Here is a 21405-nt window from a genome sequence, read left to right as displayed (position 1 = left end):
AGTCAAGACTTGCTCCCGCGTGTCGACGTACTGGAGCGATTTCTTCGTCACACCCTATTGACTTCGAAACTTGAAGGAATAGTCTCTGCAACGTTGCTTTTACCTTCAAGTGGTGGTTGACGCCTTAGTAGCGACCGCTGGAAGGGTCAGCCGTTCCCCCACGTCCGGCGCCGTTGCCGGGCGGGCGTCAGGAGTTCACGTTGTCCACCACCGTGCAGGCACAGGGAGCCGAGGGCCGCAAGGCCCAGCCGGATCACCTCGGCCACGTCATCTTCATCACCGCAGCCGCCGCGATGGGCGGCTTTCTCTTCGGCTACGACAGCTCGGTGATCAACGGAGCGGTCGAAGCCATCCGCGGCAAGTACGACATCGGCTCCGCGGCCCTCGCCCAGGTCGTGGCCATCGCCCTGATCGGCTCGGCCATCGGCGCCGCCACCGCGGGCCGGATAGCCGACCGGATCGGCCGGATCCGCGTCATGCAGATCGCCGCCGCCCTCTTCACGATCAGCGCGGTCGGCTCGGCGCTGCCCTTCTCGCTGTGGGACCTGGCCTTCTGGCGGGTGCTCGGCGGCGTCGGCATCGGCATGGCCTCGGTGATCGGCCCGGCCTACATCGCCGAGGTCGCCCCGCCCGCCTACCGCGGCCGGCTCGCCTCGTTCCAGCAGGCCGCGATCGTCGTCGGCATCGCCATCTCCCAGCTCGTCAACTGGGGCATCCTCAACCTCGCCGACGGAGACCAGCGCGGGCAGATCGCCGGTCTGGAGGCATGGCAGTGGATGCTCGGCGTCATGATCATCCCGGCCATCCTCTACGGGCTGCTGTCCTTCGCCATCCCCGAGTCGCCCCGCTTCCTGATCTCCGTCGGCCGCACCGCCCAGGCCAAGCAGGTCCTGGAGGAGGTCGAGGGCAAGACCGTGGACCTCGATGTGCGGGTCGCCGAGATCGACCGGGCCATGCGCAGTGAGGAGAAGTCGACCTTCAAGGACCTCCTCGGCGGCCGGTTCGGTCTGCTGCCCATCGTCTGGATCGGCGTCGGGCTCTCGGTCTTCCAGCAGCTCGTCGGCATCAACGTGGCGTTCTACTACTCCTCGACGCTGTGGCAGTCTGTCGGCGTCGACCCGAGCAGCTCGTTCTTCTACTCCTTCACCACGTCGATCATCAACATCCTCGGCACCGTGATCGCGATGATCTTCGTCGACCGGGTCGGCCGCAAGCCGCTCGCGCTCATCGGCTCCGTGGGCATGGCCGTCTCCCTCGCCCTGGTGGCCTGGGCCTTCTCGGCGCACCTGGTGGACGGCAAGCTGCCGCACGCCGAGGGTGTCCTGGCGCTGATCGCGGCCCACTCCTTCGTGCTGTTCTTCGCCCTCTCGTGGGGCGTGGTGGTCTGGGTCCTGCTCGGCGAGATGTTCCCGAACAAGATCCGCGCCGCCGGCCTCGGTGTCGCCGCCTCCGCCCAGTGGATCGCCAACTGGGCCATCATCGCCAGCTTCCCGAGCCTGTCGGACTGGAACCTGTCGGGTACGTACATCATGTACACGGCCTTCGCCCTGCTCTCGATCCCGTTCATCCTCAAGTGGGTGCCGGAGACCAAGGGCAAGGCGTTGGAGGAGATGGGCTAACCCCCCCGCCGCCCACTCCTCGCAACAGGAGAACTGCCCCGCCTCAGTCCTTGAGGCGGGGCAGCACTCGTTCCGCGAACAGCCGCAGGGACCGCCAGCCCTCCTCGACCGGCATCCCGCCGCACAGCGGATGGAGCACCAGACTCGCCATCTCGCCGCCCTCCTCCGCAAGCGCCACGCACTCCTCCGGGGTGACGATGCGGTAGACGCCCTCACGGCGCAGCGCCGCCACATCCTCGGCCCGTGAACGCACCGCCGAGCGCACCGTGCCCTGCTGCCAGGACGCGTATCTGCGCGCCTCGTACAGCAGATGGGTGCCGTACTCCTCCCAGGCCCGGTCCGGGTCCTCGGACAGATGCAGCAGCGGGGTGGCCGCCGGGGGCATCAGACACCAGCCCTCGGTGCCGTACTCCTCCCGCCGCGCGTGGTAGTACGCCTCCAGCTCCGGCAGATGCGCGCTGGGGAAGAACGGCAGGCCCAGGCGCGCCGCGCGGCGGGCCGCCGCCTGGGAACTGCCGCCGATCAGCAGCGGCGGATGCGGCCGGGTGTACGGGCGCGGGGTGATCCGGACGGTGCGGCCCCGGTGCTCGAAGGGCTCGCCCGTCCAGGCCGCGAGCAGCGTCTCCAGCGCCTCGTCCTGGAGCGCGCCGCGCCGCTTCCAGTCCGTGCCCAGGGCCGCGTACTCCTCCGGCCGGTAGCCGATCCCGGCCACCGTGATCAGCCGCCCGCCACTGGCCAGATCCAGCACGGCGAGGTCCTCGGCGAGCCGCAGCGGGTCGTACAGCGGCGCGATCAGCGCCGAGACGGTGACGGTGATCCGGCGGGTGGCGCCCAGCAGCGTGCCCGCGAAGGCCAGCGGGGCGGGCAGCCAGTTGTCGGGGGACCCGTGGTGCTCCTCGGTCTGGAGGGTGGAGATGCCCCGCTCATCGGCGAAGGCCGCCATCTCCAGTGCGGCGCGGTATCGCTCGGACAGTCCGCGCGGGGTCGCGTCGGGATCGACGAGGTTGAGGCGTACGACCGTGACGGGCATGCGGATGTCCTCCTTCGTCATGGGACGCGGCAGCCGGACCGTAGCTGACGGGCCGTCAAATAGCCACCGTCATGGCCCGTTCGGCCCACCGCACGGGCACGGCCGGGGCGGATGACTCATGTGCCTGGGACACGGGGCGGCCGATGGTGAGGGTCGGCCCGCCCCATGGGCCACCGCCTGCACACACCAACTGAGGAGGGGCGCGTGACGATCAGCACGGGGGAATCGCTCATCACCGCGGCCGACATCGACGACCTCATCACCCGGGTCCGGCAGACCGCCGGCGACCCCGGGCCCCTGGAATCCGCCAAGGCCGCGCTCTTCTCCGGCGACGGCGACGGCGACTGCGACGGCACCTGCCCCGGTCCCGGCCCCGAGGCGGCGCGGCTCATCCGGCAGCGGCTGCTGGTGACCGCCCTCCGCCACGGGGGCGCGCTGCTGGCCAAGCTGCTCAGCCGGCTCAGCCCCCGCGAGACCGCCATGGTGCGCCGCTACGCCCACCGGCTCGCGAACTTCCTCGACACGCTGGAGGTCTGGGCGGCGCAGCCCATCATGCTCGCCCTGATGCGCTTCGGACTGCCTTACGGAGAGGCGGAGACGATCGCGGTGGCCGTACTGCTGCTCGTGGGGTGAGCACCGGAGACCGGCGCCGCCTATGGAAACGGGGGTGCTAGGAGGTCACCGGTTCGGGTGGGCCGGGGCATCCGCGCACTTCACGGCGGCGGTGGCGGGTAGTGCTCGGGCGAGACCCAAGGAGAACGACCATGCGCCCTACCCGAATCCGCACGGCGATCGCCCTCGGCCTGAGCGCCGGGGCCGTCATGTGGACCGCGGCCGCCTCCCCCGCCACCGCCTCCTCCCATGCCGCCACGACCGCCGAGACCGACTGGCGGGAGGCGGGGCATTACGACACCACCGCGGCCTGCAAGCGCGCGGGCAAGGCCGGTGTCGAACGGCACAAGTGGGCCGAGTACAAATGCCGCCCCGGCCGTAACGACAACTACGTCACGCTGTGGGTCAGAGGCGGCGGCTCCGGCGCGGCGCGCGCCCTGACCGCCGGGCCGGCCGCAGGTTGAGATGCGACAGGCCGCACTGCCGAACGATCGCGCCGTGCGTGCCGCGGGCGGGGTATCGGCACTGATCGTGGTGGTCCTGGCCGGATGGGTGGCCGGGCTGCTGCGGGTCAACGACGAGTGGCTCGCGCTCGCCTACCCCCACCCCCGGGGCGCCACCGTGCTGACCAGGGTCGCCGTGGGCGTCCCGGTGCTGGGCGTCGGCGTGCTGCTGCTCGCCGAGCGCTCGGCCCGGCGCTACGGCGGCGTCCTGCTGGTGGCCGGCGGCCTGTGGCTGCTGCCCTCGGCCGCCGCCGGACTGCTGGGCCTGGCCGACCTGGGCACCACGGGCGCCGTGCTGTCCCTGCTGCTCGCCGCCGCCAAGATGGCCTGCCGCCCGCTGACCGTACTACTGCTGCCGCTGTGGCTGTTCCCCAGGGGCGGGCGCCGGCGGTGGCAGTGGTGGGTGATCAGCCTGGGCGCGTCCGGCTACTGGCTGGGGTACGCGGGGCTGTGGCTGATCAGCGAGCCCCGGGTGGGCTCCGTGGCCAACCCGGCGTTCTCCACCGCGAGCGGCCAGTGGGCCTTCGACCACCTCGACGCCTACGCCGAGGCCGAACCCTGGGTGCTGCGCAGCGTCGCCGCGGCCGTGACCGCCGCCCTGTGCTGCCGCGCCGCCGTCTCGCGCGGCGCCGAGCGGCGCGACTGGGCGCTGCTGGCCGCCGCCTACCCCGCCTGCGTCTCGCTCCTGTTGTCCCAGTGGGGCGAGGGCGTACCCACCATCGTGGCCCGTACGGTCGGCAGCGCCGTATGGGCCGCGGCGATCTGCCTCGGCGTCGCCCGCACCGGCATATGGCGGCTGGACCGCTCCACCAGCCACCGCCTCGCCCGCGCCTTCGTGCTCACCTCCCTGGCCGCCGTGGTGGTCTGCGCGGTCGTCGCCGTCCAGGCCGGACTCCCCTCCGTACGCAGCGGGGCCACGACCATCACCGCCGGATGCGCCCTGGTACTGGGCTGGGGGCTGCGGCCCAGCGCCCGCAAGCTCACCCTCTGCGTCGAGCGTGCCTTCTACGGGCCCCGGGCCCGCCCGCACGAAGCCGTGAGCGCCCTCGCCGTACGGCTGCAACAGGCCCCGCACCCCGGCGAGGTGCCCCAGCAGATCTGCCGCAGCGCCGTGGAGGACCTCGGCGTCTCGGGCGCCGCCGTCAGCGTCGACACCCGCGCCGGGCCCCGGCGGCTGGCCTCCGTGGGGGCCCCGCTGACCGGCGCGGTCCAGACGTTCCTGCTGCGCCACCACGGCCGTACCGTCGGCCGGTTGGAGGTCTCCCGCGACGGCTCCGGCACCCCCGCCGAACGCGACAGCGGACTGCTCTCCCTCCTCGCCGACCAGGCCGCCCCCGCGCTCGCCGCGCTGCGCCTGGCCGAGGAGGCCCAGGCCGCCCGCGAGCGCTTGGTGCTCGCCCGCGAACAGGAGCGCCGCCGGCTGCGCCGGGAGATCCACGACGGGCTCGGCCCCCAACTGGCCGCCGTAAGGCTGCGCTTGGACATCGCCCAGACCTCCTGCCCGCCCGGCCACCCCGCCACTCCGCAGCTGTGCGAGGCCGCCGAGACGCTCGCCGAGGCCCTGGTCGAGGTGCGCCGGATCACCGCGGGCCTCGCCCCGGCCGCGCTGGCCGAGCGCGGACTCGCCGGTGCGGTTCGCGACCTGGCGCACCGGCTGGGCGTCGACGGCCTGCGGGTCACCGTGGCCAACCGCCCCGCCGCACTGCCCCCGCTGTCGCCGGGGGTGGAGACGGCCGCGTACCGGATCGCGGCGGAGTCGCTGACCAACGCCGTACGGCACGCTCGGGCACGCCAGGTGAGCGTCGAGCTGACCGCGGGCCCGGACACCCTCGAGGTCAAGGTCACCGACGACGGCAGCGGTCTGCGCGAGACCGCGGTGCCCGGCGTCGGCCTCGCCTCGGTCACCGAACGGGCCGAGGAGATCGGCGGCTCCTGCTCGGTGACCGGATCGGCGACCGGCACGGTGGTCCACGCGGTACTGCCCCTCGCCGGACCGGGCGAACACGGCAACCCGGAGGAGCACCGGAAGCCGACTGGGCACGAGGCGTGCCGGGCCCTGCTCAAGACCAGCAGACCGATGAGCCGGGCGCCGTAAGGCTTTGGGCGCTGGGTCTTCTGGTGGGGCCCGGCCTTGGTGCGGGAAGGGCGCCATAGAGCATCCGGTCCGTGCGACTTACCGGCTGGGGGTACCTCCCGGCGGTAGCCGGTGGAGAACCGAGCCTCAAAAAAGAAGGGTGCGAGCGAAGCGTGTCGCGATGGAGAGTGCTGCTGGTGGACGATCATCCCCTCTTCCGGGAGGGCCTGGCCGCCGCCGTCAATCTCGATGACGCGTTCACCGTCGTCGGCCAGGCGGCCTGCGCGGACGGGGCGATGGCCGAGGCCGTGCGCACCGGCCCGGATCTGGTGATGATGGATCTCGCGCTGCCGGGCCGGTCCGGGCTGGAGGCGACCCGGCGGATCCTGTGCGATCACCCCGAGGTCCGGGTGCTGGTCATGACGATGTCGGAGGACGACGACAGTCTGCTGGCCGCCCTGCGCGCCGGGGCCCGTGGCTATCTGCTCAAGGGCGCGGGCCGGGACGAGATCCTGCGGGCGCTGCACACCGTGGCGCGCGGCGGCGCGGTCTTCAGCCCGCGGATGGCCGAGCGGCTCGGGGCGCTGGTCGGCGCGTCGGGTTCGGCGTCCGCGAAGGAGGCGTTCCCGACGCTGACCGCCCGGGAGCTGGAGGTGCTGGATCTGCTCGCGGCCGGACTGGGCTATCGCCAGATCGCCCAGCGGCTGGTGGTGACGGACAAGACGGTGCGCAATCACGTCGGATCGATCTTCGCCAAGCTCCAGGTGCGCGACCGTGCCCAGGCGATTGTGCGCGCCCGGCAGGCCGGGCTGGGAGGCGAATGACTCGCTCCCCCTCGTGGCTGATACTGGGGGGCGTTATGGAATACCTCATCCTTGCCGTAGTCATCGCTGTGGTCGCGGTCGCCGCGATCAGCGGGCTCGTGATCAGCGGCCGCAAGAAGAAGCGGCTGCCCCCGCCCCCGCCGAGCAGCCCCACCGTCACCGCGCCGCCCGCCGAACCGCACGTCGGTGAGGAGGCCGAAACACCGCGTGAGGAACCACGCAGAACCATCGAGGAGGTGGATCTTCCGGGGGCCGAGGCCCCGGCCGCGACCGCGGAGGCACCCGCGCCCGAGGCCCCGCCGATCGAGGTCCCGGAGCCGACCGCCGGCCGGCTGGTCAGGCTGCGTGCCCGGCTGTCCCGCTCCCAGAACACCCTGGGCAAGGGGCTGCTGACGCTGCTGTCCCGGGAGCACCTCGACGACGAAACCTGGGAGGAGATCGAGGACACGCTGCTGACCGCGGACGTCGGTGTGGCGCCGACGCAGGAGCTGGTCGAGCGGCTGCGGGAGCGTGTGAAGGTGCTCGGCACCCGTACGCCCGACGAGCTGCGCAGTCTGCTGCGCGAGGAGCTGCTGCACCTCATCGGCACCGAGGCCGACCGTTCGGTGCACACCGAGAGCGGTGTGGGCGCGAACGGTGAGGAGAAGCCGGGTGTCGTCATGGTCGTCGGCGTCAATGGCACCGGTAAGACGACCACGACCGGCAAGCTGGCCCGGGTGCTCGTGGCCGACGGCAAGTCGGTCGTGCTCGGCGCGGCCGACACCTTCCGCGCCGCGGCCGCCGATCAGCTGCAGACCTGGGGCGAGCGGGTCGGTGCCCGTACGGTCCGGGGTCCGGAGGCCGGCGATCCGGCGTCGGTCGCCTTCGACGCGGTGAAGGAGGGCATCGCCGAGAGCGCGGACGTCGTCCTGATCGACACCGCGGGGCGGCTGCACACCAAGACCGGTCTGATGGACGAGCTGGGCAAGGTCAAGCGGGTCGTGGAGAAGCACGGCGCGGTGGACGAGGTGCTGCTGGTCCTGGACGCCACGACGGGGCAGAACGGTCTGGTGCAGGCGCGGGTGTTCGCCGAGGTGGTGGACATCACCGGCATCGTGCTGACCAAGCTGGACGGCACCGCCAAGGGCGGCATCGTGGTGGCGGTGCAGCGTGAGCTGAACGTGCCGGTCAAGCTGGTGGGCCTGGGCGAAGGCGCGGACGATCTCGCGCCGTTCGAGCCGGAGGCGTTCGTCGACGCGCTGATCGGCGGCTGAGTCCGGTGGCGGGGGGATCACCCGTATCGCGCCGGACGGGCCGGGGATGAACTCCCGGCCCGTCCGGCGTTCGCACGCGAGGGGCGAGCCGCGTTCAGCCCCCGGCCCGATGGCTCAAATAGGCCAGAGTCCCCAGCACCAGCCGGGCGTGCGGCGGGCGGCCCGCGGTGTCGAGGGTCGGGGGGCGCAGCCAGCGCACCGGTCCGAGCCCGCCGAGGTCCGAGGGCGGGGCGGTGATGTGGTCGCCCGCGCCCAGGCAGCGCAGATCGAGGTCGGCGTCGTCCCACCCCATGCGGTACAGCAGCTCGGGAAGTTCGGCGGCGGCGCCGGGGGCGACGAAGAACTGGGCGCGCCCGTGCGGGGTGGCGGCCACCGGGCCCAGGGGCAGCCCCATCCGCTCCAGCCGGACCAGCGCGTGTCCGCCCGCGTACTCCGAGACCTCCAGGACGTCGAACGAGCGGCCCACGGGCAGCAGTACGGCCGCCCCCGGGACCCGCTCCCACGCGGCCGCGGCGGCGTCCAGGGTGGCGCCCGCCGGGACGCCGGGGGCGAAGGCGAGCGGATGCGCCCCGGGGGAGGGACAGTCCCGGTCACCGCATGAACATTCGTTTCTGCCGCCCCCCGAGCCTCGCGCCGCCCGCGCGCCCGGCACCACGTCCCAGCCCCACAGCCCGGTGTACTCCGCCACCGTCGTGGACTCGGACGTACGGCCGCGGCGCCGTGAGCCGGACCGCATGTCCCGGATGCCGCCGATCGTGAAGCCCATGCCCCCTCCAACGGGTCCCGCTCTCGATGGTTACGAGCCGGAGCATCATGATGACGCTCCGTCGCCGATGAGGTGCGGCGGTGTGCGCTCCGATGTGACGGAGGTGGTGAGACGCGACTCGCGCGCCCCCACATGCACCCCTTCACCTCTTCCCGTCGCCTCGGTGTCAAGTGAATCGTGGGAAACGGCAACCGGGTTCATTCGAAGGGGTGGCGAATGGTGGCGTTTTCGGGAACCGCCTCGCCGGAGGCGTGATCGTAGGATTACTTTCAGTGCACAGTCCCTGGAAGTAGCGCTCGCTCGAATGCGAGCTGACGACGGGCGGAGTACGGATCGGTACATGCCACTGGCATGAGGCGGTTCCCCGTCCGGACGGTTGATGCGCCGCATCCCGGGGACAACTGACCGTGACAGAAGGCATTCTGGTGGCGGTTCGGGAAGATTCGTGGGATGGGGGCGTTCCGGGTGGGCGACGGCGGCGGCGGTGCTGGGAAGCGCCCCAATGCGCAATTGGGGTCGTGGTTCGTGCGCAGCGGCTGGTCGAAGGGGGAGCTGGCGCGCCAAGTCAACCGCAGAGCGCGGCAGTTAGGTGCCCACCACATCAGCACGGACACCTCGCGGGTGCGCCGCTGGCTGGACGGCGAGCAGCCCCGCGAGCCGATCCCGCAGATCCTCTCCGAGCTGTTCTCCGAGCGCTTCGGCTGTGTGGTCGGCATCGAGGACCTCGGGCTGCGCGCCGTCCACCGGTCACCGTCCGTGTCCGGGGTGGACCTGCCCTGGGCCGGGCCCGAAACCGTCGCGCTGATCGGCGAGTTCTCCCGCAGCGATCTGATGCTGGCCCGCCGCGGCTTCCTCGGCACCTCGCTCTCGCTGTCCGCGGGCCCCGCCCTCATCGAGCCCATGCAGCGCTGGCTGGTGCCCTCGACGAGCGGACAGCCCGGCGGCGTCACGGCGGCCGGCGGCGGGCGCGCGCGCCGGGTCTCCCGGCTCTCCGAGCCCGAGCTGGAGCTGCTGGAGTCCACCATCGTGATGTTCCGCGCCTGGGACGCCCAGTGCGGGGGCGGGCTGCGCCGCAAGGCGGTGGTCGGCCAGCTGCACGAGGTCACCGACCTGCTCCAGGAGCCGCATCCGGACGCCGTCTCCCGGCGGCTGTTCAAGGTCGCGGGCGAGCTCGCCCAGCTGGCCGGGTGGATGAGCTATGACATCGGGCTCCAGCCCACCGCGCAGAAGTACTTCGTGCTCGCCCTCCACGCCGCCAAGGAGTCCGGCGACCGCCCCCTCGGCTCGTACGTCCTCTCCAGCATGAGCCGTCAGATGATCCACGTCGGCCGGCCCGACGACGCGCTGGAGCTGATCCACCTCGCGCAGTACGGCAGCCGGGAGAACGCCACGCCGCGCACCCAGGCCATGCTGTATGCGATGGAGGCCCGCGCCTACGCCAATATGGGCCAGCCCAGCAAGTGCCACCGCGCGGTGAAGATGGCCGAGGACACCTTCGCCGACTGCGCCGGGGGCGACAGCGACCCGGACTGGATCCGCTTCTTCTCCGAGGCCGAGCTCAACGCGGAGAACGCCCACTCCTACCGCGATCTCGCCTATGTGGCCGGCCGCAGCCCCACCTACGCCAAGATGGCCGACCCGGTGATGCGCAAGGCCGTGCAGCTCTTCGGCCAGGAGACCGAGAACGAGTCCGGCCCCCAGCGTTCGTATGCGCTCAACCTGATCGGCATGGCAACCGTCCACCTCCTCCAGACCCAGCCCGAGCAGGCCGCCGCGGTCGCCCGCGAGGCGCTGCCGCTCGCCAAGCGGGTGCGCTCGGAGCGGGTCAACAACCGGCTGCGCAAGACCGTGGACACGGCGGTGCGCCAGTTCGGCGACGTGCCGGAGATCACCGACCTCAGTGAGCGGCTGGCCACCCTGATGCCCGACACCCCCGAGACGACGGGTCCCGGCCAGGCCATCTGAGCGGTCCCGGCGATGATCGCGGCACCGTAACGGAGGGCTCCGGCCCGCCCACCGCGGTTCACCGCCACGTAACACTCCCGCGTCCTTCGTCACTGCGGTGAAACATCGGGCGGCATTGGCTGAAACGGCGCTGCGCCAATCTCGAGGCGAATACCGGCCCACCGATGTCCTGCCCGCACGGGCCGTCGCTTCGAGGAGACGTCCACATTGAATGGCGCAAATACAGCGTTCGTCTTGATCAGCGCCGCGCTCGTGATGCTGATGACCCCCGGCCTGGCCTTCTTCTACGGCGGCATGGTGCGGGTGAAGAGCACCCTGAACATGCTGATGATGTCCTTCATCTCGCTCGGCGTCGTCTCGCTGCTGTGGGTGCTGTTCGGCTACTCGCTCACCTTCGGTGATGACATCGGCGGCGGGCTGCTGGGCAATCTCGACCACATCGGATTCAAGGGCATCGACCCGACCTCGCTGTGGGGCGAGAAGCCGGACGCGATCCCGGTCCTGGCCTTCGCGCTCTTCCAGCTGATGTTCGCGGTGATCACCCCCGCGCTGATCAGCGGAGCCGTCGCCGACCGCGTCAAGTTCGGCGCCTGGGCGCTCTTCATCACCCTGTGGACCACGGTCGTCTACTTCCCGGTCGCGCACTGGGTTTGGCAGGCCGACGGCTGGCTGTTCAAGAAGGAGGTCATCGACTTCGCGGGCGGCACGGCGGTCCACATCAACGCGGGCGCCGCGGGCCTCGCCGTGGCCCTGGTGCTCGGCAAGCGCATCGGCTTCAAGAAGGACCCGATGCGCCCGCACAACCTGCCGCTGGTGATGCTCGGCTCCGGTCTGCTGTGGTTCGGCTGGTTCGGCTTCAACGCCGGTTCCGCCCTCGCCGCCAACGGAACCGCCGCCAACATGGCCTTCAACACCCAGATCGCCACCGGCGTCGCCATGCTCGGCTGGCTCGCCTACGAGCGCATCCGGCACGGCGCGTTCACCACCCTGGGCGCCGCCTCCGGCGCGGTCGCGGGCCTGGTCGCCATCACCCCCTCCGGCGCGGCGGTCAACGCCTGGGGCGCCATCGTGATCGGCCTGGTGGCCGGAGTCGTCTGCTCCTGGGCCGTCAGCCTCAAGTACAAGCTGGGCTACGACGACTCGCTCGACGTGGTCGGAGTGCACCTGGTCGGCGGTCTCATCGGCACCCTCCTGGTCGGCGTCCTCGCCACCGACGGCGTCGGCGGTGTGACCCAGCTGGGCAAGCAGGCACTCGGCGCCTTCACGGTGCTGCTCTACTCCTTCGCCGTCTCCTGGATCCTGGCCAAGATCATCCACGTCACCATCGGCTTCCGGGCCAGTGAGGACGACGAGCTCGGCGGCATCGACCAGGCGTTCCACGCCGAGACCGCCTACGACTTCAGCGCGGTCGGCGGATCCCCGCGTAGTACGGTGCCCGCCGCGGGCCAGGCCGGCGCGTCCGCGCCGCAGAAGCCGCACAACAAGAAGGTGGACGCGTGAAGCTCATCACCGCGGTAGTGAAGCCGCACCGGCTCGACGAGATCAAGGAAGCGCTGCAGGCGTTCGGCGTCCAGGGCCTGACCGTCACCGAGGCCAGCGGCTACGGCCGTCAGCGCGGCCACACCGAGGTCTACCGGGGCGCGGAGTACACCGTCGACCTGGTGCCCAAGGTGCGCATAGAGGTGCTGGTCGAGGACGAGGACGCCGATGACCTCGTCGACGTCGTGGTCAAGGCCGCCCGCACCGGAAAGATCGGGGACGGCAAGGTCTGGAGCGTCCCCGTGGAGACCGCGGTCCGCGTCCGTACCGGGGAGCGCGGCCCGGACGCCCTCTGACCGCTCCGGACCACCAGTGGCACGCGGACAGGGAGCCGAGTTGACGGACAGCCTCGAGACCACGACCCACACCACCGACTCGGGGCCCGGCGGCTACGCGGCGGCGCGGCTGCGACTCCTCCAGGAGGAGTCGCGGTCCGGGCCACCGCGCCGCACCGCCCTGGCCGAACTCACCGACCAGTGGCTGGCCGCCCTGCTCACCGGCGGGGCGGAGACCGCCGGGATCGCCCGCGGCGTCGCCCTGGTGGCCGTCGGTGGCTACGGACGCGGCGAACTCTCTCCCCGCAGCGACCTCGATGTGCTGCTGTTGCACGACGGCTCCGCCGACCGTTCGGCCCTCGCCGCGCTCGCCGACCACATCTGGTACCCCGTCTGGGACATGGGCCTCGCCCTCGACCACTCCGTGCGCACCCCCGACGAGGCCCGCGGAACCGCTGCCGAGGATCTCAAGGTCCAGCTCGGCCTGCTCGACGCCCGCCACATCGCGGGCGACGCCGCGCTCACCGCCGATCTGCGCACCACCGTCCTCGCCGACTGGCGCGCCCAGGCCCCGCGGCGGCTGCCCGAGCTCCACGCGCTGTGCCAGGAGCGCGCCGAGCGCCACGGAGAGCTGCAGTTCCTGCTCGAACCCGATCTGAAGGAGGCCCGCGGCGGGCTCCGCGACGCCACCGCGCTGCGCGCCATCGCCGCCTCCTGGCTCGCCGACGCCCCCCGCGAGGGCCTCGACGACGCGCGGCGGCGGCTCCTGGACGCCCGCGACGCGCTCCATCTGTCCACCGGCCGCGCCACCGACCGCCTCGCCCTCCAGGAGCAGGACCAGGTCGCGGGAGCCCTCGGGCTGCTGGACGCCGACGCCCTGCTGCGTCAGATCTACGAATCCGCCCGGATCATCTCCTACGCCTCCGATGTCACCTGGCGCGAGGTCGAACGGGTGCTGCGTGCCCGCTCGGCCGCCCGGCCCCGGCTGCGTGCCCTCCTCGGCGGCCGCGGCGGCCGCGGCGGCCGCGGGGGCGCCGGAAGCGGCGCGGACGCGGGGGAGCGCAGCCCGCTCGCCGAGGGCGTGGTGGAGCAGGACGGCGAGGTGGTGCTGGCCCGCGCCGCACGCCCCGACCGCGACCCCGTGCTCCCCCTGCGGGCCGCCGCGGCCGCCGCCCAGGCCGGACTGCCGCTGTCCCCGCACGCCGTACGGCGGCTGACCGCCGCTGCCCGGCCGCTGCCCGTCCCGTGGCCGCCCGAGGCCAGGGAGCAGCTGATCACGCTGCTGGGGGCGGGCGAGTCCACCGTCGGAGTGTGGGAGGCCCTGGAGGCCGAGGGGCTGATCACCCGGCTGCTGCCGGACTGGGAGCGGGTGCGCTGCCGTCCGCAGCGCAACCCCGTCCACCGCTGGACCGTGGACCGGCATCTGGTCGAGACCGCGGTCCGTGCCAGCGCCCTCAGCCGCCGGGTCGGCCGCCCCGATCTGCTGCTGGTCGCCGCGCTGCTGCACGACATCGGCAAGGGCTGGCCCGGCGATCACTCGGTGGCCGGGGAGACCATCGCCCGCGACGTCGCCGCCCGTATCGGCTTCGACCGCGCCGACGTCGCGGTCCTGGCCACCCTCGTACGCCACCATCTGCTGCTCGTCGAGACCGCCACCCGCCGCGACCTGGACGACCCGGCCACGGTGCGCTCGGTCGCCGAGGCCGTCGGCAGCGCCACCACTCTGGAGCTGCTGCACGCCCTCACCGAGGCCGACGCCCTCGCCACCGGCCCCGCGGCCTGGAGCGCCTGGCGCGGCTCCCTCGTCGCCGACCTGGTCAAGCGGGTCTCGGCGGTGCTCTCCGGCGAACCCGCGGACGACTGGTCCACCCCGCAGCACACCACGGCCGAGCAGGAGCGCCTCGCGGTCGAGGCATGGCGCACCGGCGGCCCGGTGCTGGCCCTGCACGCACGCTCCGAGGCACTGCCGCCGGGCGAAACGGGCCTCCGTACGGACGTCACCGAAGGGCCGCCGGAGGAGGGGCCCACCGGCCCCGAGCCGATCGGCGTGGAACTCCTCATCGCCGTCCCCGACCAGTCCGGCGTCCTCGCCACGGCGGCCGGCGTCCTGGCCCTGCACCGCCTTACGGTGCGCGCGGCGGACCTGCGCGCCGTCGAACTGCCGTCGGAGCTGGACGCGGCGGGCGCCGCGGGTGGGGTGCTGCTGCTGAGCTGGCGGGTGGCGGCCGAGTACGGCTCGCTGCCCCAGGCCGCCCGGCTCCGGAACGATCTGCTCCGCGCCCTGGACGGCTCGCTCGACATCGTCGCCCGCCTCGCCGAGCGCGAGGCCGCCTACCGCAAGTACCCCCGGCGCCGCGGGGTGCACGCCCCACCACCCCGGGTCACGGTCGCCCCCGGCAGCTCCCAGCTCGCCACCGTGATCGAGGTCCGCGCCCAGGACGTCCCCGGACTGCTGCACCGCATCGGCCGCGCCCTGGAGCACGCCGGCGTCGCGGTCCGCAGCGCCCACGTCTCCACCCTCGGCGCCAACGCGGTGGACGCGTTCTATGTCACAGACGACGCCGGCGCCCCTCTGAAGCCCATGCACGCGGCCGAGGTGGCCCAGGAAGTCGAGCGGGCGCTGACCAGCTCACCCGGTGCTTGAGGGCACGATTCAGCTCGTCCGGAGTTTGGGGAGCGGGGCCCGCGTTCAGCCCCTCCGGTGCTTGGGGAGCCCCAGCCCATCCGGCTTTTGAGGAGGGGCCCGGGAGGGCTGACCCCGCTCGGGCCGCCGTCGCCTGAGGGGGCGGATCGGCCCCGCCTCCCAGCCCCTCCGGCGCTTGAGGAGCGGGGTCCGGGGCGGAGCCCCGGCGGGGGCACGGGGGCGGAGTCCCCGGAACGAGGGTCGCGCCGCAAACCCGGGGGCAGACCGTTCGCGCCATGGGCGGATACCCTTGGAGGCCGACCACCGACCCGACATCCGACCGAAGGATTCGCGACCACCGTGTTCGATACCCTCTCCGATCGCCTCGCAGCGACTTTCAAGAACCTCCGGGGCAAGGGACGCCTCAGCGAGGCGGACATCGACGCCACGGCACGCGAGATCCGGATCGCCCTGCTCGAAGCCGACGTGGCGCTGCCCGTCGTCCGGGCGTTCATCAAGCAGGTCAAGGAGCGCAGCCTCGGCGCGGAGGTCTCCCAGGCGCTCAACCCCGCCCAGCAGGTCATCAAGATCGTCAACGACGAGCTCATCGGCATCCTCGGCGGCGAGGCCCGGCGCCTCCGCTTCGCCAAGCAGCCGCCGACCGTGATCATGCTCGCGGGTCTGCAGGGTGCCGGTAAGACCACGCTCGCCGGAAAGCTCGGCCGCTGGCTGAACGCCCAGGGCCACACCCCGCTGCTCGTCGCCTGTGACCTCCAGCGCCCCAACGCGGTCAACCAGCTCTCGGTGGTCGCGGAGCGGGCCGGTGTCGCCGTCTTCGCCCCCGAGCCGGGCAACGGCGTCGGCGACCCGGTGAAGGTGGCGCAGGACTCGATCGAGTTCGCCCGCACCAAGCAGCACGACGTCGTGATCGTCGACACCGCGGGCCGCCTCGGCATCGACGAGGAGCTGATGCGGCAGGCCGCCGACATCCGCGACGCGGTCCGCCCGGACGAGGTGCTCTTCGTCGTCGACGCGATGATCGGCCAGGACGCGGTGAACACCGCGGAGGCGTTCCGCGACGGCGTCGGCTTCGACGGTGTGGTGCTCTCCAAGCTGGATGGCGACGCGCGCGGCGGTGCCGCGCTGTCCATCGCGCATGTCACCGGCCGCCAGATCATGTTCGCCTCCAACGGCGAGAAGCTGGACGACTTCGACGCGTTCCACCCGGACCGCATGGCGTCCCGCATCCTCGGCATGGGCGACATGCTCAGCCTGATCGAGAAGGCCGAGCAGACCTTCAGCCAGCAAGAGGCCGAGAAGATGGCGGCCAAGCTGGCGAAGGGCCCCAAGGAGTTCACGCTCGACGACTTCCTGGCGCAGATGGAGCAGGTCCGCAAGATGGGCTCCATCTCCAAGCTGCTCGGCATGCTGCCGGGCATGGGCCAGATGAAGGACCAGATCAACAACCTGGACGAGCGGGATGTGGACCGCACCGCGGCCATCATCAAGTCGATGACTCCTGGCGAGCGCCAGGACCCCACGATCATCAACGGCTCGCGCCGCGCCCGTATCGCCCGCGGTTCCGGCGTCGAGGTGAGCGCGGTCAAGAACCTGGTGGAGCGGTTCTTCGACGCGCGCAAGATGATGTCGAAGATGGCCCAGGGCGGCATGCCGGGGATGCCCGGGATGCCGGGCATGCCAGGCGTGGGCGGCGGCAACAAGCGCAAGGGCAAGCAGCAGAAGAAGGCCAAGGGCAAGCAGCGCTCGGGCAACCCCATGAAGCGCAAGGCCGAGGAGCAGGCCGCAGCGGCACGCCGCGAGCAGGGCGGCGCGTTCGGGCTGCCCGACGGCGACCAGGGCGGTCAGGACTTCGAACTCCCCGACGAGTTCAAGAAGTTCATGGGCTGAGCCGCCCCGGCTCCCGAGCCGCCTCCGTACGAGCGAACCGTAAGGCCCCTGCGCACACCGGCAGGGGCCTTACGCGATGACCCCGTTCAGACGCGGCAGATCAGATAGCGGAAGACGTTCGGCATCCACACCGCGCCGTCCGCCCGCTCATGCGGATGCAGCGCCTCGGTGATCTCCTTACGGACCTGGGTCGGATCCGTGGCCCGCTCCGCCGCGTCGAACAGCCCCGTCGACAGCAGCCCGCGCACCGCGCTGTCCATGTCGGCGTACCCGAACGGGCAGGCCACCCGGCCGGAGCCGTCGGGCCGCAGGCCCGCCCGCGCGGCCAGCTCCTCCAGGTCGTCCCGGCCGCACAGCTCCCAGCGCGCGGGAGGGGGCGCCTCCCGGCGGTAGCCGGGGGCGCACATGGGATCGGCGAGCCGGGCGCCCACCCGCAGCACCCCGGAGGTGGCGCAGCGCTCCGGCGGGCCCCATCCGGCGAGCACGACGGCCCCGCCGCGCTCGGTGTCCGCCGCGGCGGCCGCGAGCGTGGACGCCGCGGCGGACACCGTCGCACCGGGGCTTCCCGCGCCCAGGGCGCACAGCGGCTCGAAGGCGGTCACCACCGTGAAGGCCGCGTCCGCGGCCGCCTCCCGCACGCAGGGGCTCTCCGGGCCGCCGAGGCCCAGCCGGGCGGGCCGCGCCCGGTCGCCCGGCGCGTCCGCGGCGGTCAGCCGCTCCCGTGCGAGGTCCAGGCGCCGCTCGTCCGTGTCCACCCCGCAGACCGCGGCGCCGCGCGCGGCCGCGATGAGGAGGGCGAGCCCGGAGCCGCAGCCCAGGCCCAGCAGACGCGTTCCGGCGCCGACGTCCAGCCGTTCGTACACGGCCTCGTACAGCGGGACCAGCATCCGCTCCTGGATCTCCGCCCAGTCGCGGGTGCGAGCGTGCGCGTCCGTCGTCCACGACGAGGAGGGGCGCGGGCGGTGCCGCCGTACGAGCGTAGATGTCATCGAAAGGGCCCCAATCAGCGAAGAGCTGTGCCGTCGTCAGATTCGGTGTCACATCCCCCGTGGTGCGTTTCCCCCGTTGTGCGTTGTGACGTCCCACCCCCAAATGCCAGGGAACTCCGCATCCGTCCCCGCGTCCAGAGGTTTCACGGCCGTGCTTGCGTACCCCCTTTGTGCGCCCCCGCGCACCTGTGCGTACGTCTCGCTCCCCGAACCGCCCCCTGACCTCCGCCGGGCCGCCGGACGGCAGCGGGCGTGGCGCGGGCGGTGGCCGGCACTGATCGGCTCGTTTTGGTCCGATTCACGGTTCGGTACCCCCGGGCCGTACGATCGGCGCCATGGCTAAGGCTCCCGTGCTCACCCCCCAGGCGGAGGACTTCCCCCGCTGGTACCAGGACGTGATCAACAAGGCCGAACTGGCCGACAACGGGCCGGTGCGCGGCACGATGGTGATCCGACCGTACGGGTACGGGCTGTGGGAGCGGATGCAGCAGGACATGGACGCCCGTATCAAGGCGGTCGGCGTCCAGAACGCGTACTTCCCGCTCTTCATCCCGCAGTCGTATCTGGCCAAGGAGGCCGATCACGTCGAGGGGTTCGCACCGGAGCTCGCGGTCGTCACCCATGGCGGCGGTAAGGAGCTCGAGGAGCCGGTCGTCGTGCGGCCCACCTCCGAGACGATCGTCAACGAGTACTTCTCCAAGTGGGTGCAGAGTTACCGCGATCTGCCGCTGCTGATCAACCAGTGGGCCAATGTGGTGCGTTGGGAGCTGCGGCCGCGGCTGTTCCTGCGGACGACCGAGTTCCTGTGGCAGGAGGGCCACACCGCGCACGCGTCGTACGAGGACGCCCGGGTCTTCGCCGCCCGGATCCACCGCGAGGTCTACGCCCGGTTCATGGCGGACGTCCTGGCGATGGACGTGGTCCTGGGCCGCAAGACCGCCCGGGAGCGGTTCGCCGGCGCCCTCAACACCCTCACCCTCGAAGGGATGATGGGTGACGGCAAGGCGCTTCAGCTGGGCACCAGCCATGAGCTCGGCCAGAACTTCGCGCGGGCCTTCCACACCAGCTATCTGTCCAAGGACGGCGAGCAGGAGCTGGTCTGGCAGACCTCCTGGGGCAGCACGACCCGGATGGTCGGCGCGCTGGTGATGATGCACGGCGACGACAACGGCCTGCGGATCCCGCCGAGGCTGGCCCCGATCCAGGTCGTGGTGCTGGCGATCAAGGGCGACGACGCGGTGCTCGCCAAGGTCCGCGAGATCGGCGAACTGCTCACCGCGGCGGGCGTGCGGGTCCATGTCGACGACCGTACGGACACCCCCTTCGGCCGGCGCGCGGTCGACTGGGAGCTCAAGGGCGTGCCGGTCCGGGTCGAGGTCGGCCCGCGCGACCTGGAGGGTGGCACCGCGATGGTGGCCAGGCGGATCCCCGGCGGTAAGGAGCCGGTGCGCGCCGAGTTGCTGCCGGAGCTGCTGCCCAAGGTCCTGGAGGAGGACCAGGCGCTGCTGCTGCGGCAGGCCCGTGAGCGCCGTAAGGCGCGCACCACGGACGTGACGACCATGGAGGAGGCCGCCGAGGCCGCGGCCGCGGGCGGCTGGGCCCGTATCCGGTGGGCGGACCTGGGGCCGGAGGGCGAGGCGGCGCTCGCCGAGCGGTCCGTGTCCGTCCGGTGTCTGGTCACCGAGGACGGGGCGGTGCCGGACGCCGATGACGCTCCCGGTAACGTCGCGTTCGTCGCGAGAGCCTACTGACGTCGCGAGAACTGACGTCGCGAGGGCCTACTGAACCGGTACGTACCGGCTTGGTGCGCGGTGCGTGGCTCATCCATACATTTACGCACCCGCCCCTCGTCGTCGTACATCACCGTGAACTGACTGGTACGTGCAAATTATTTGGGATGCCCCGGAATCGGAACACCGGACCGGTCCCGCTCGTTAGGACGACGTGAGCACGACACCACCTGTTCTCGCCGCAGAGCTGGCGCAGGCGTGGGCCGACATTCAACGGCACCACCCCGAGCTGCCGGATCTAGCCGCGCCCGAATCGCTGATCGGAGAATCGTCGTCCGCATGTGGCGCCGAGCTCTCCTTCGAACGGCTGCTGCATGAGGCAGTGCATGGGATCGCCGCTGCCCGCGGTGTCCGTGACACCTCACGCGCCGGCCGCTACCACAACCGCCGGTTCCTGGCGATCGCCGAGGATCTGGGTCTTGACCACCCCGAGGAGCCGCATCCCAGCAGTGGCTTCTCGCTGGTCACCCTCAGCCCCGAGGCGAGAAAGCGGTACCGGACGACGATCGAACGCCTCCAGCGCGCACTCAAGGCGCACACCGTGGCGACCACCGCCGAGACCTCCCGCACCTTCCGTGGGCCGGCCGCGCGCCACGGCTCGTCCGGTGGCGGGGTCCGGGTCAAGGCGGTGTGCGACTGCGGGCGCAATGTCCGCGTCGTCCCATCGGTGCTGGCCCAGGCGCCGATCATGTGCGGTGGATGCGGGAAGCCGTTCCGCATTCCGGAGCCGGTAGCCGCGGTCGGCTGACCTGTCACGGTGTGGCACAATGGTCAGCTGTACTCGACAGTCGACCAGGACCCCTCTCTCCTCCGGCTGACGCGTCCATCGGGCACTCGGGTACCGCAACCCCACGCGGCACGTCGCAGTGCTCAACCACGTCAAGACCAGGAGACACCACTTCCGTGGCAGTCAAGATCAAGCTGAAGCGTCTGGGCAAGATCCGGTCGCCCCACTACCGCATCGTCGTCGCCGACTCCCGCACCCGCCGTGACGGCCGGGCAATCGAGGAGATCGGTCTGTACCACCCGGTGCAGAACCCGTCGCGCATCGAGGTCGACTCGGAGCGTGTTCAGCACTGGCTGAAGGTCGGCGCGCAGCCGACCGAGCCGGTGCTGGCCATCCTGAAGGTCACCGGCGACTGGCAGCAGTTCAAGGGTCTGCCCGCCCCGGCTCCGATGAAGGTCGCCGAGCCGAAGGCCGACAAGCGCGCGCTGTTCGAGGCGGCCGCCAAGGACTCCGGTGACGAGCCGAAGGGTGAGGCGATCACCCCGAAGGCGAAGAAGGCCGACAAGAAGTCGGACGAGGCGGCCGCGGCCGCCGAGTCCACCGCGTCGACTGAGGCCTGAGGATGCTCGAGGAGGCCCTCGAGCACCTGGTGAAGGGCATCGTCGACAACCCTGACGAGGTGCAGGTGGCCTCGCGCAACCTGCGGCGCGGGCGGGTGCTGGAGGTTCGGGTGCACCCCGATGACCTCGGCAAGGTGATCGGCCGTAACGGCCGCACCGCACGCGCCCTGCGCACCGTCGTGGGCGCCATCGGCGGCCGTGGGATCCGCGTCGACCTCGTCGACGTCGATCAGGTCCGCTGAGGCGATCAAGAAGAGCACCGGCACGGGCCGGGGAGGGCCTTGGGCC

General features: G+C 72.0%; 18 protein-coding genes. 15 read left to right on the top strand and 3 right to left on the bottom strand.

Annotation, left to right across the window (positions count from 1 at the left end):
- The first annotated feature begins 200 nt into the window (after positions 1 to 200).
- The gene (locus J2Z30_RS08610) at positions 201 to 1619 is read left to right on the top strand and encodes a sugar porter family MFS transporter (protein ID WP_044569570.1); all 1419 of its coding nucleotides are present in this window, start codon (positions 201 to 203) and stop codon (positions 1617 to 1619) included.
- Positions 1620 to 1662: 43 nt separating this feature from the next.
- On the opposite strand, the gene J2Z30_RS08605 is transcribed toward J2Z30_RS08610, so the two are convergent.
- Positions 1663 to 2649: an LLM class flavin-dependent oxidoreductase gene (locus tag J2Z30_RS08605; protein WP_044581332.1), complete on the bottom strand. Its 987-nt coding sequence runs from the start codon at positions 2647 to 2649 to the stop codon at positions 1663 to 1665.
- Positions 2650 to 2853: 204 nt separating this feature from the next.
- Between J2Z30_RS08605 and J2Z30_RS08600 the strand changes: the two genes are divergently transcribed.
- From J2Z30_RS08600 to ftsY, 5 genes are all read left to right on the top strand, one after another.
- Complete coding sequence (locus J2Z30_RS08600; protein WP_044569569.1) at positions 2854 to 3282, top strand: YqxI family protein; 429 nt, start codon at positions 2854 to 2856, stop codon at positions 3280 to 3282.
- Between the two features lie 131 nt (positions 3283 to 3413).
- A complete protein-coding gene (locus J2Z30_RS08595) occupies positions 3414 to 3725 on the top strand; it encodes a hypothetical protein (RefSeq protein WP_044569568.1) in 312 nt (103 codons plus the stop codon).
- A 34-nt stretch (positions 3726 to 3759) separates the two neighbouring features.
- Complete coding sequence (locus tag J2Z30_RS08590; RefSeq protein WP_052702042.1) at positions 3760 to 5859, top strand: sensor histidine kinase; 2100 nt, start codon at positions 3760 to 3762, stop codon at positions 5857 to 5859.
- Positions 5860 to 6035: 176 nt separating this feature from the next.
- A complete protein-coding gene (locus tag J2Z30_RS08585; protein ID WP_308279857.1) occupies positions 6036 to 6662 on the top strand; it encodes a response regulator in 627 nt (208 codons plus the stop codon).
- Between the two features lie 35 nt (positions 6663 to 6697).
- A complete protein-coding gene (gene ftsY / locus J2Z30_RS08580; protein WP_044569564.1) occupies positions 6698 to 7915 on the top strand; it encodes a signal recognition particle-docking protein FtsY in 1218 nt (405 codons plus the stop codon).
- A gap of 94 nt (positions 7916 to 8009) precedes the next feature.
- Here ftsY and J2Z30_RS08575 read toward each other — a convergent pair whose 3' ends face one another.
- Positions 8010 to 8681, bottom strand: coding sequence for a bifunctional DNA primase/polymerase (locus J2Z30_RS08575; protein ID WP_044569563.1), 672 nt, complete (start codon positions 8679 to 8681; stop codon positions 8010 to 8012).
- A gap of 450 nt (positions 8682 to 9131) precedes the next feature.
- Between J2Z30_RS08575 and nsdA the strand changes: the two genes are divergently transcribed.
- The 5 genes from nsdA to ffh all read left to right on the top strand — a co-directional run bounded on the left by nsdA (position 9132) and on the right by ffh (position 16991).
- Complete coding sequence (gene nsdA, locus J2Z30_RS08570; protein WP_044569562.1) at positions 9132 to 10646, top strand: transcriptional repressor NsdA; 1515 nt, start codon at positions 9132 to 9134, stop codon at positions 10644 to 10646.
- Positions 10647 to 10853: 207 nt separating this feature from the next.
- Positions 10854 to 12146, top strand: a complete 1293-nt coding sequence (locus J2Z30_RS08565; protein ID WP_044569561.1) for an ammonium transporter — start codon at positions 10854 to 10856, stop codon at positions 12144 to 12146.
- Positions 12143 to 12481: a P-II family nitrogen regulator gene (locus J2Z30_RS08560; protein WP_014055184.1), complete on the top strand. Its 339-nt coding sequence runs from the start codon at positions 12143 to 12145 to the stop codon at positions 12479 to 12481. Before J2Z30_RS08565 ends, J2Z30_RS08560 begins: the two co-directional genes overlap by 4 nt.
- 40 nt (positions 12482 to 12521) lie before the next feature.
- On the top strand, positions 12522 to 15104 hold the full coding sequence (locus tag J2Z30_RS08555) for a [protein-PII] uridylyltransferase (protein ID WP_044569559.1): 2583 nt from the start codon (positions 12522 to 12524) through the stop codon (positions 15102 to 15104).
- A 339-nt stretch (positions 15105 to 15443) separates the two neighbouring features.
- Positions 15444 to 16991, top strand: coding sequence for a signal recognition particle protein (gene ffh, locus J2Z30_RS08550; RefSeq protein ID WP_044569558.1), 1548 nt, complete (start codon positions 15444 to 15446; stop codon positions 16989 to 16991).
- 86 nt (positions 16992 to 17077) lie between these two features.
- Here ffh and J2Z30_RS08545 read toward each other — a convergent pair whose 3' ends face one another.
- Positions 17078 to 17980, bottom strand: coding sequence for a methyltransferase domain-containing protein (locus J2Z30_RS08545; protein ID WP_044569557.1), 903 nt, complete (start codon positions 17978 to 17980; stop codon positions 17078 to 17080).
- A 335-nt stretch (positions 17981 to 18315) separates the two neighbouring features.
- Here J2Z30_RS08545 and proS point away from each other — a divergent pair, with 335 nt between their 5' ends.
- The 4 genes from proS to J2Z30_RS08525 all read left to right on the top strand — a co-directional run bounded on the left by proS (position 18316) and on the right by J2Z30_RS08525 (position 21359).
- A complete protein-coding gene (gene proS, locus J2Z30_RS08540; RefSeq protein WP_044569556.1) occupies positions 18316 to 19731 on the top strand; it encodes a proline--tRNA ligase in 1416 nt (471 codons plus the stop codon).
- A 193-nt stretch (positions 19732 to 19924) separates the two neighbouring features.
- Positions 19925 to 20518, top strand: a complete 594-nt coding sequence (locus J2Z30_RS08535; protein ID WP_020868151.1) for a hypothetical protein — start codon at positions 19925 to 19927, stop codon at positions 20516 to 20518.
- Between the two features lie 155 nt (positions 20519 to 20673).
- Positions 20674 to 21117, top strand: a complete 444-nt coding sequence (gene rpsP, locus J2Z30_RS08530; RefSeq protein ID WP_044569555.1) for a 30S ribosomal protein S16 — start codon at positions 20674 to 20676, stop codon at positions 21115 to 21117.
- A 2-nt stretch (positions 21118 to 21119) separates the two neighbouring features.
- Positions 21120 to 21359, top strand: a complete 240-nt coding sequence (locus tag J2Z30_RS08525; RefSeq protein ID WP_020868149.1) for an RNA-binding protein — start codon at positions 21120 to 21122, stop codon at positions 21357 to 21359.
- The last annotated feature ends 46 nt before the right edge of the window (positions 21360 to 21405 follow it).

Origin of the sequence: Streptomyces iranensis (genome assembly GCF_017874715.1) — a bacterium.
GTDB lineage: Bacteria > Actinomycetota > Actinomycetes > Streptomycetales > Streptomycetaceae > Streptomyces > Streptomyces iranensis.
Note: the sequence above shows the minus strand (reverse complement) of the source record. Positions and strands in the feature narration are given on the sequence as shown.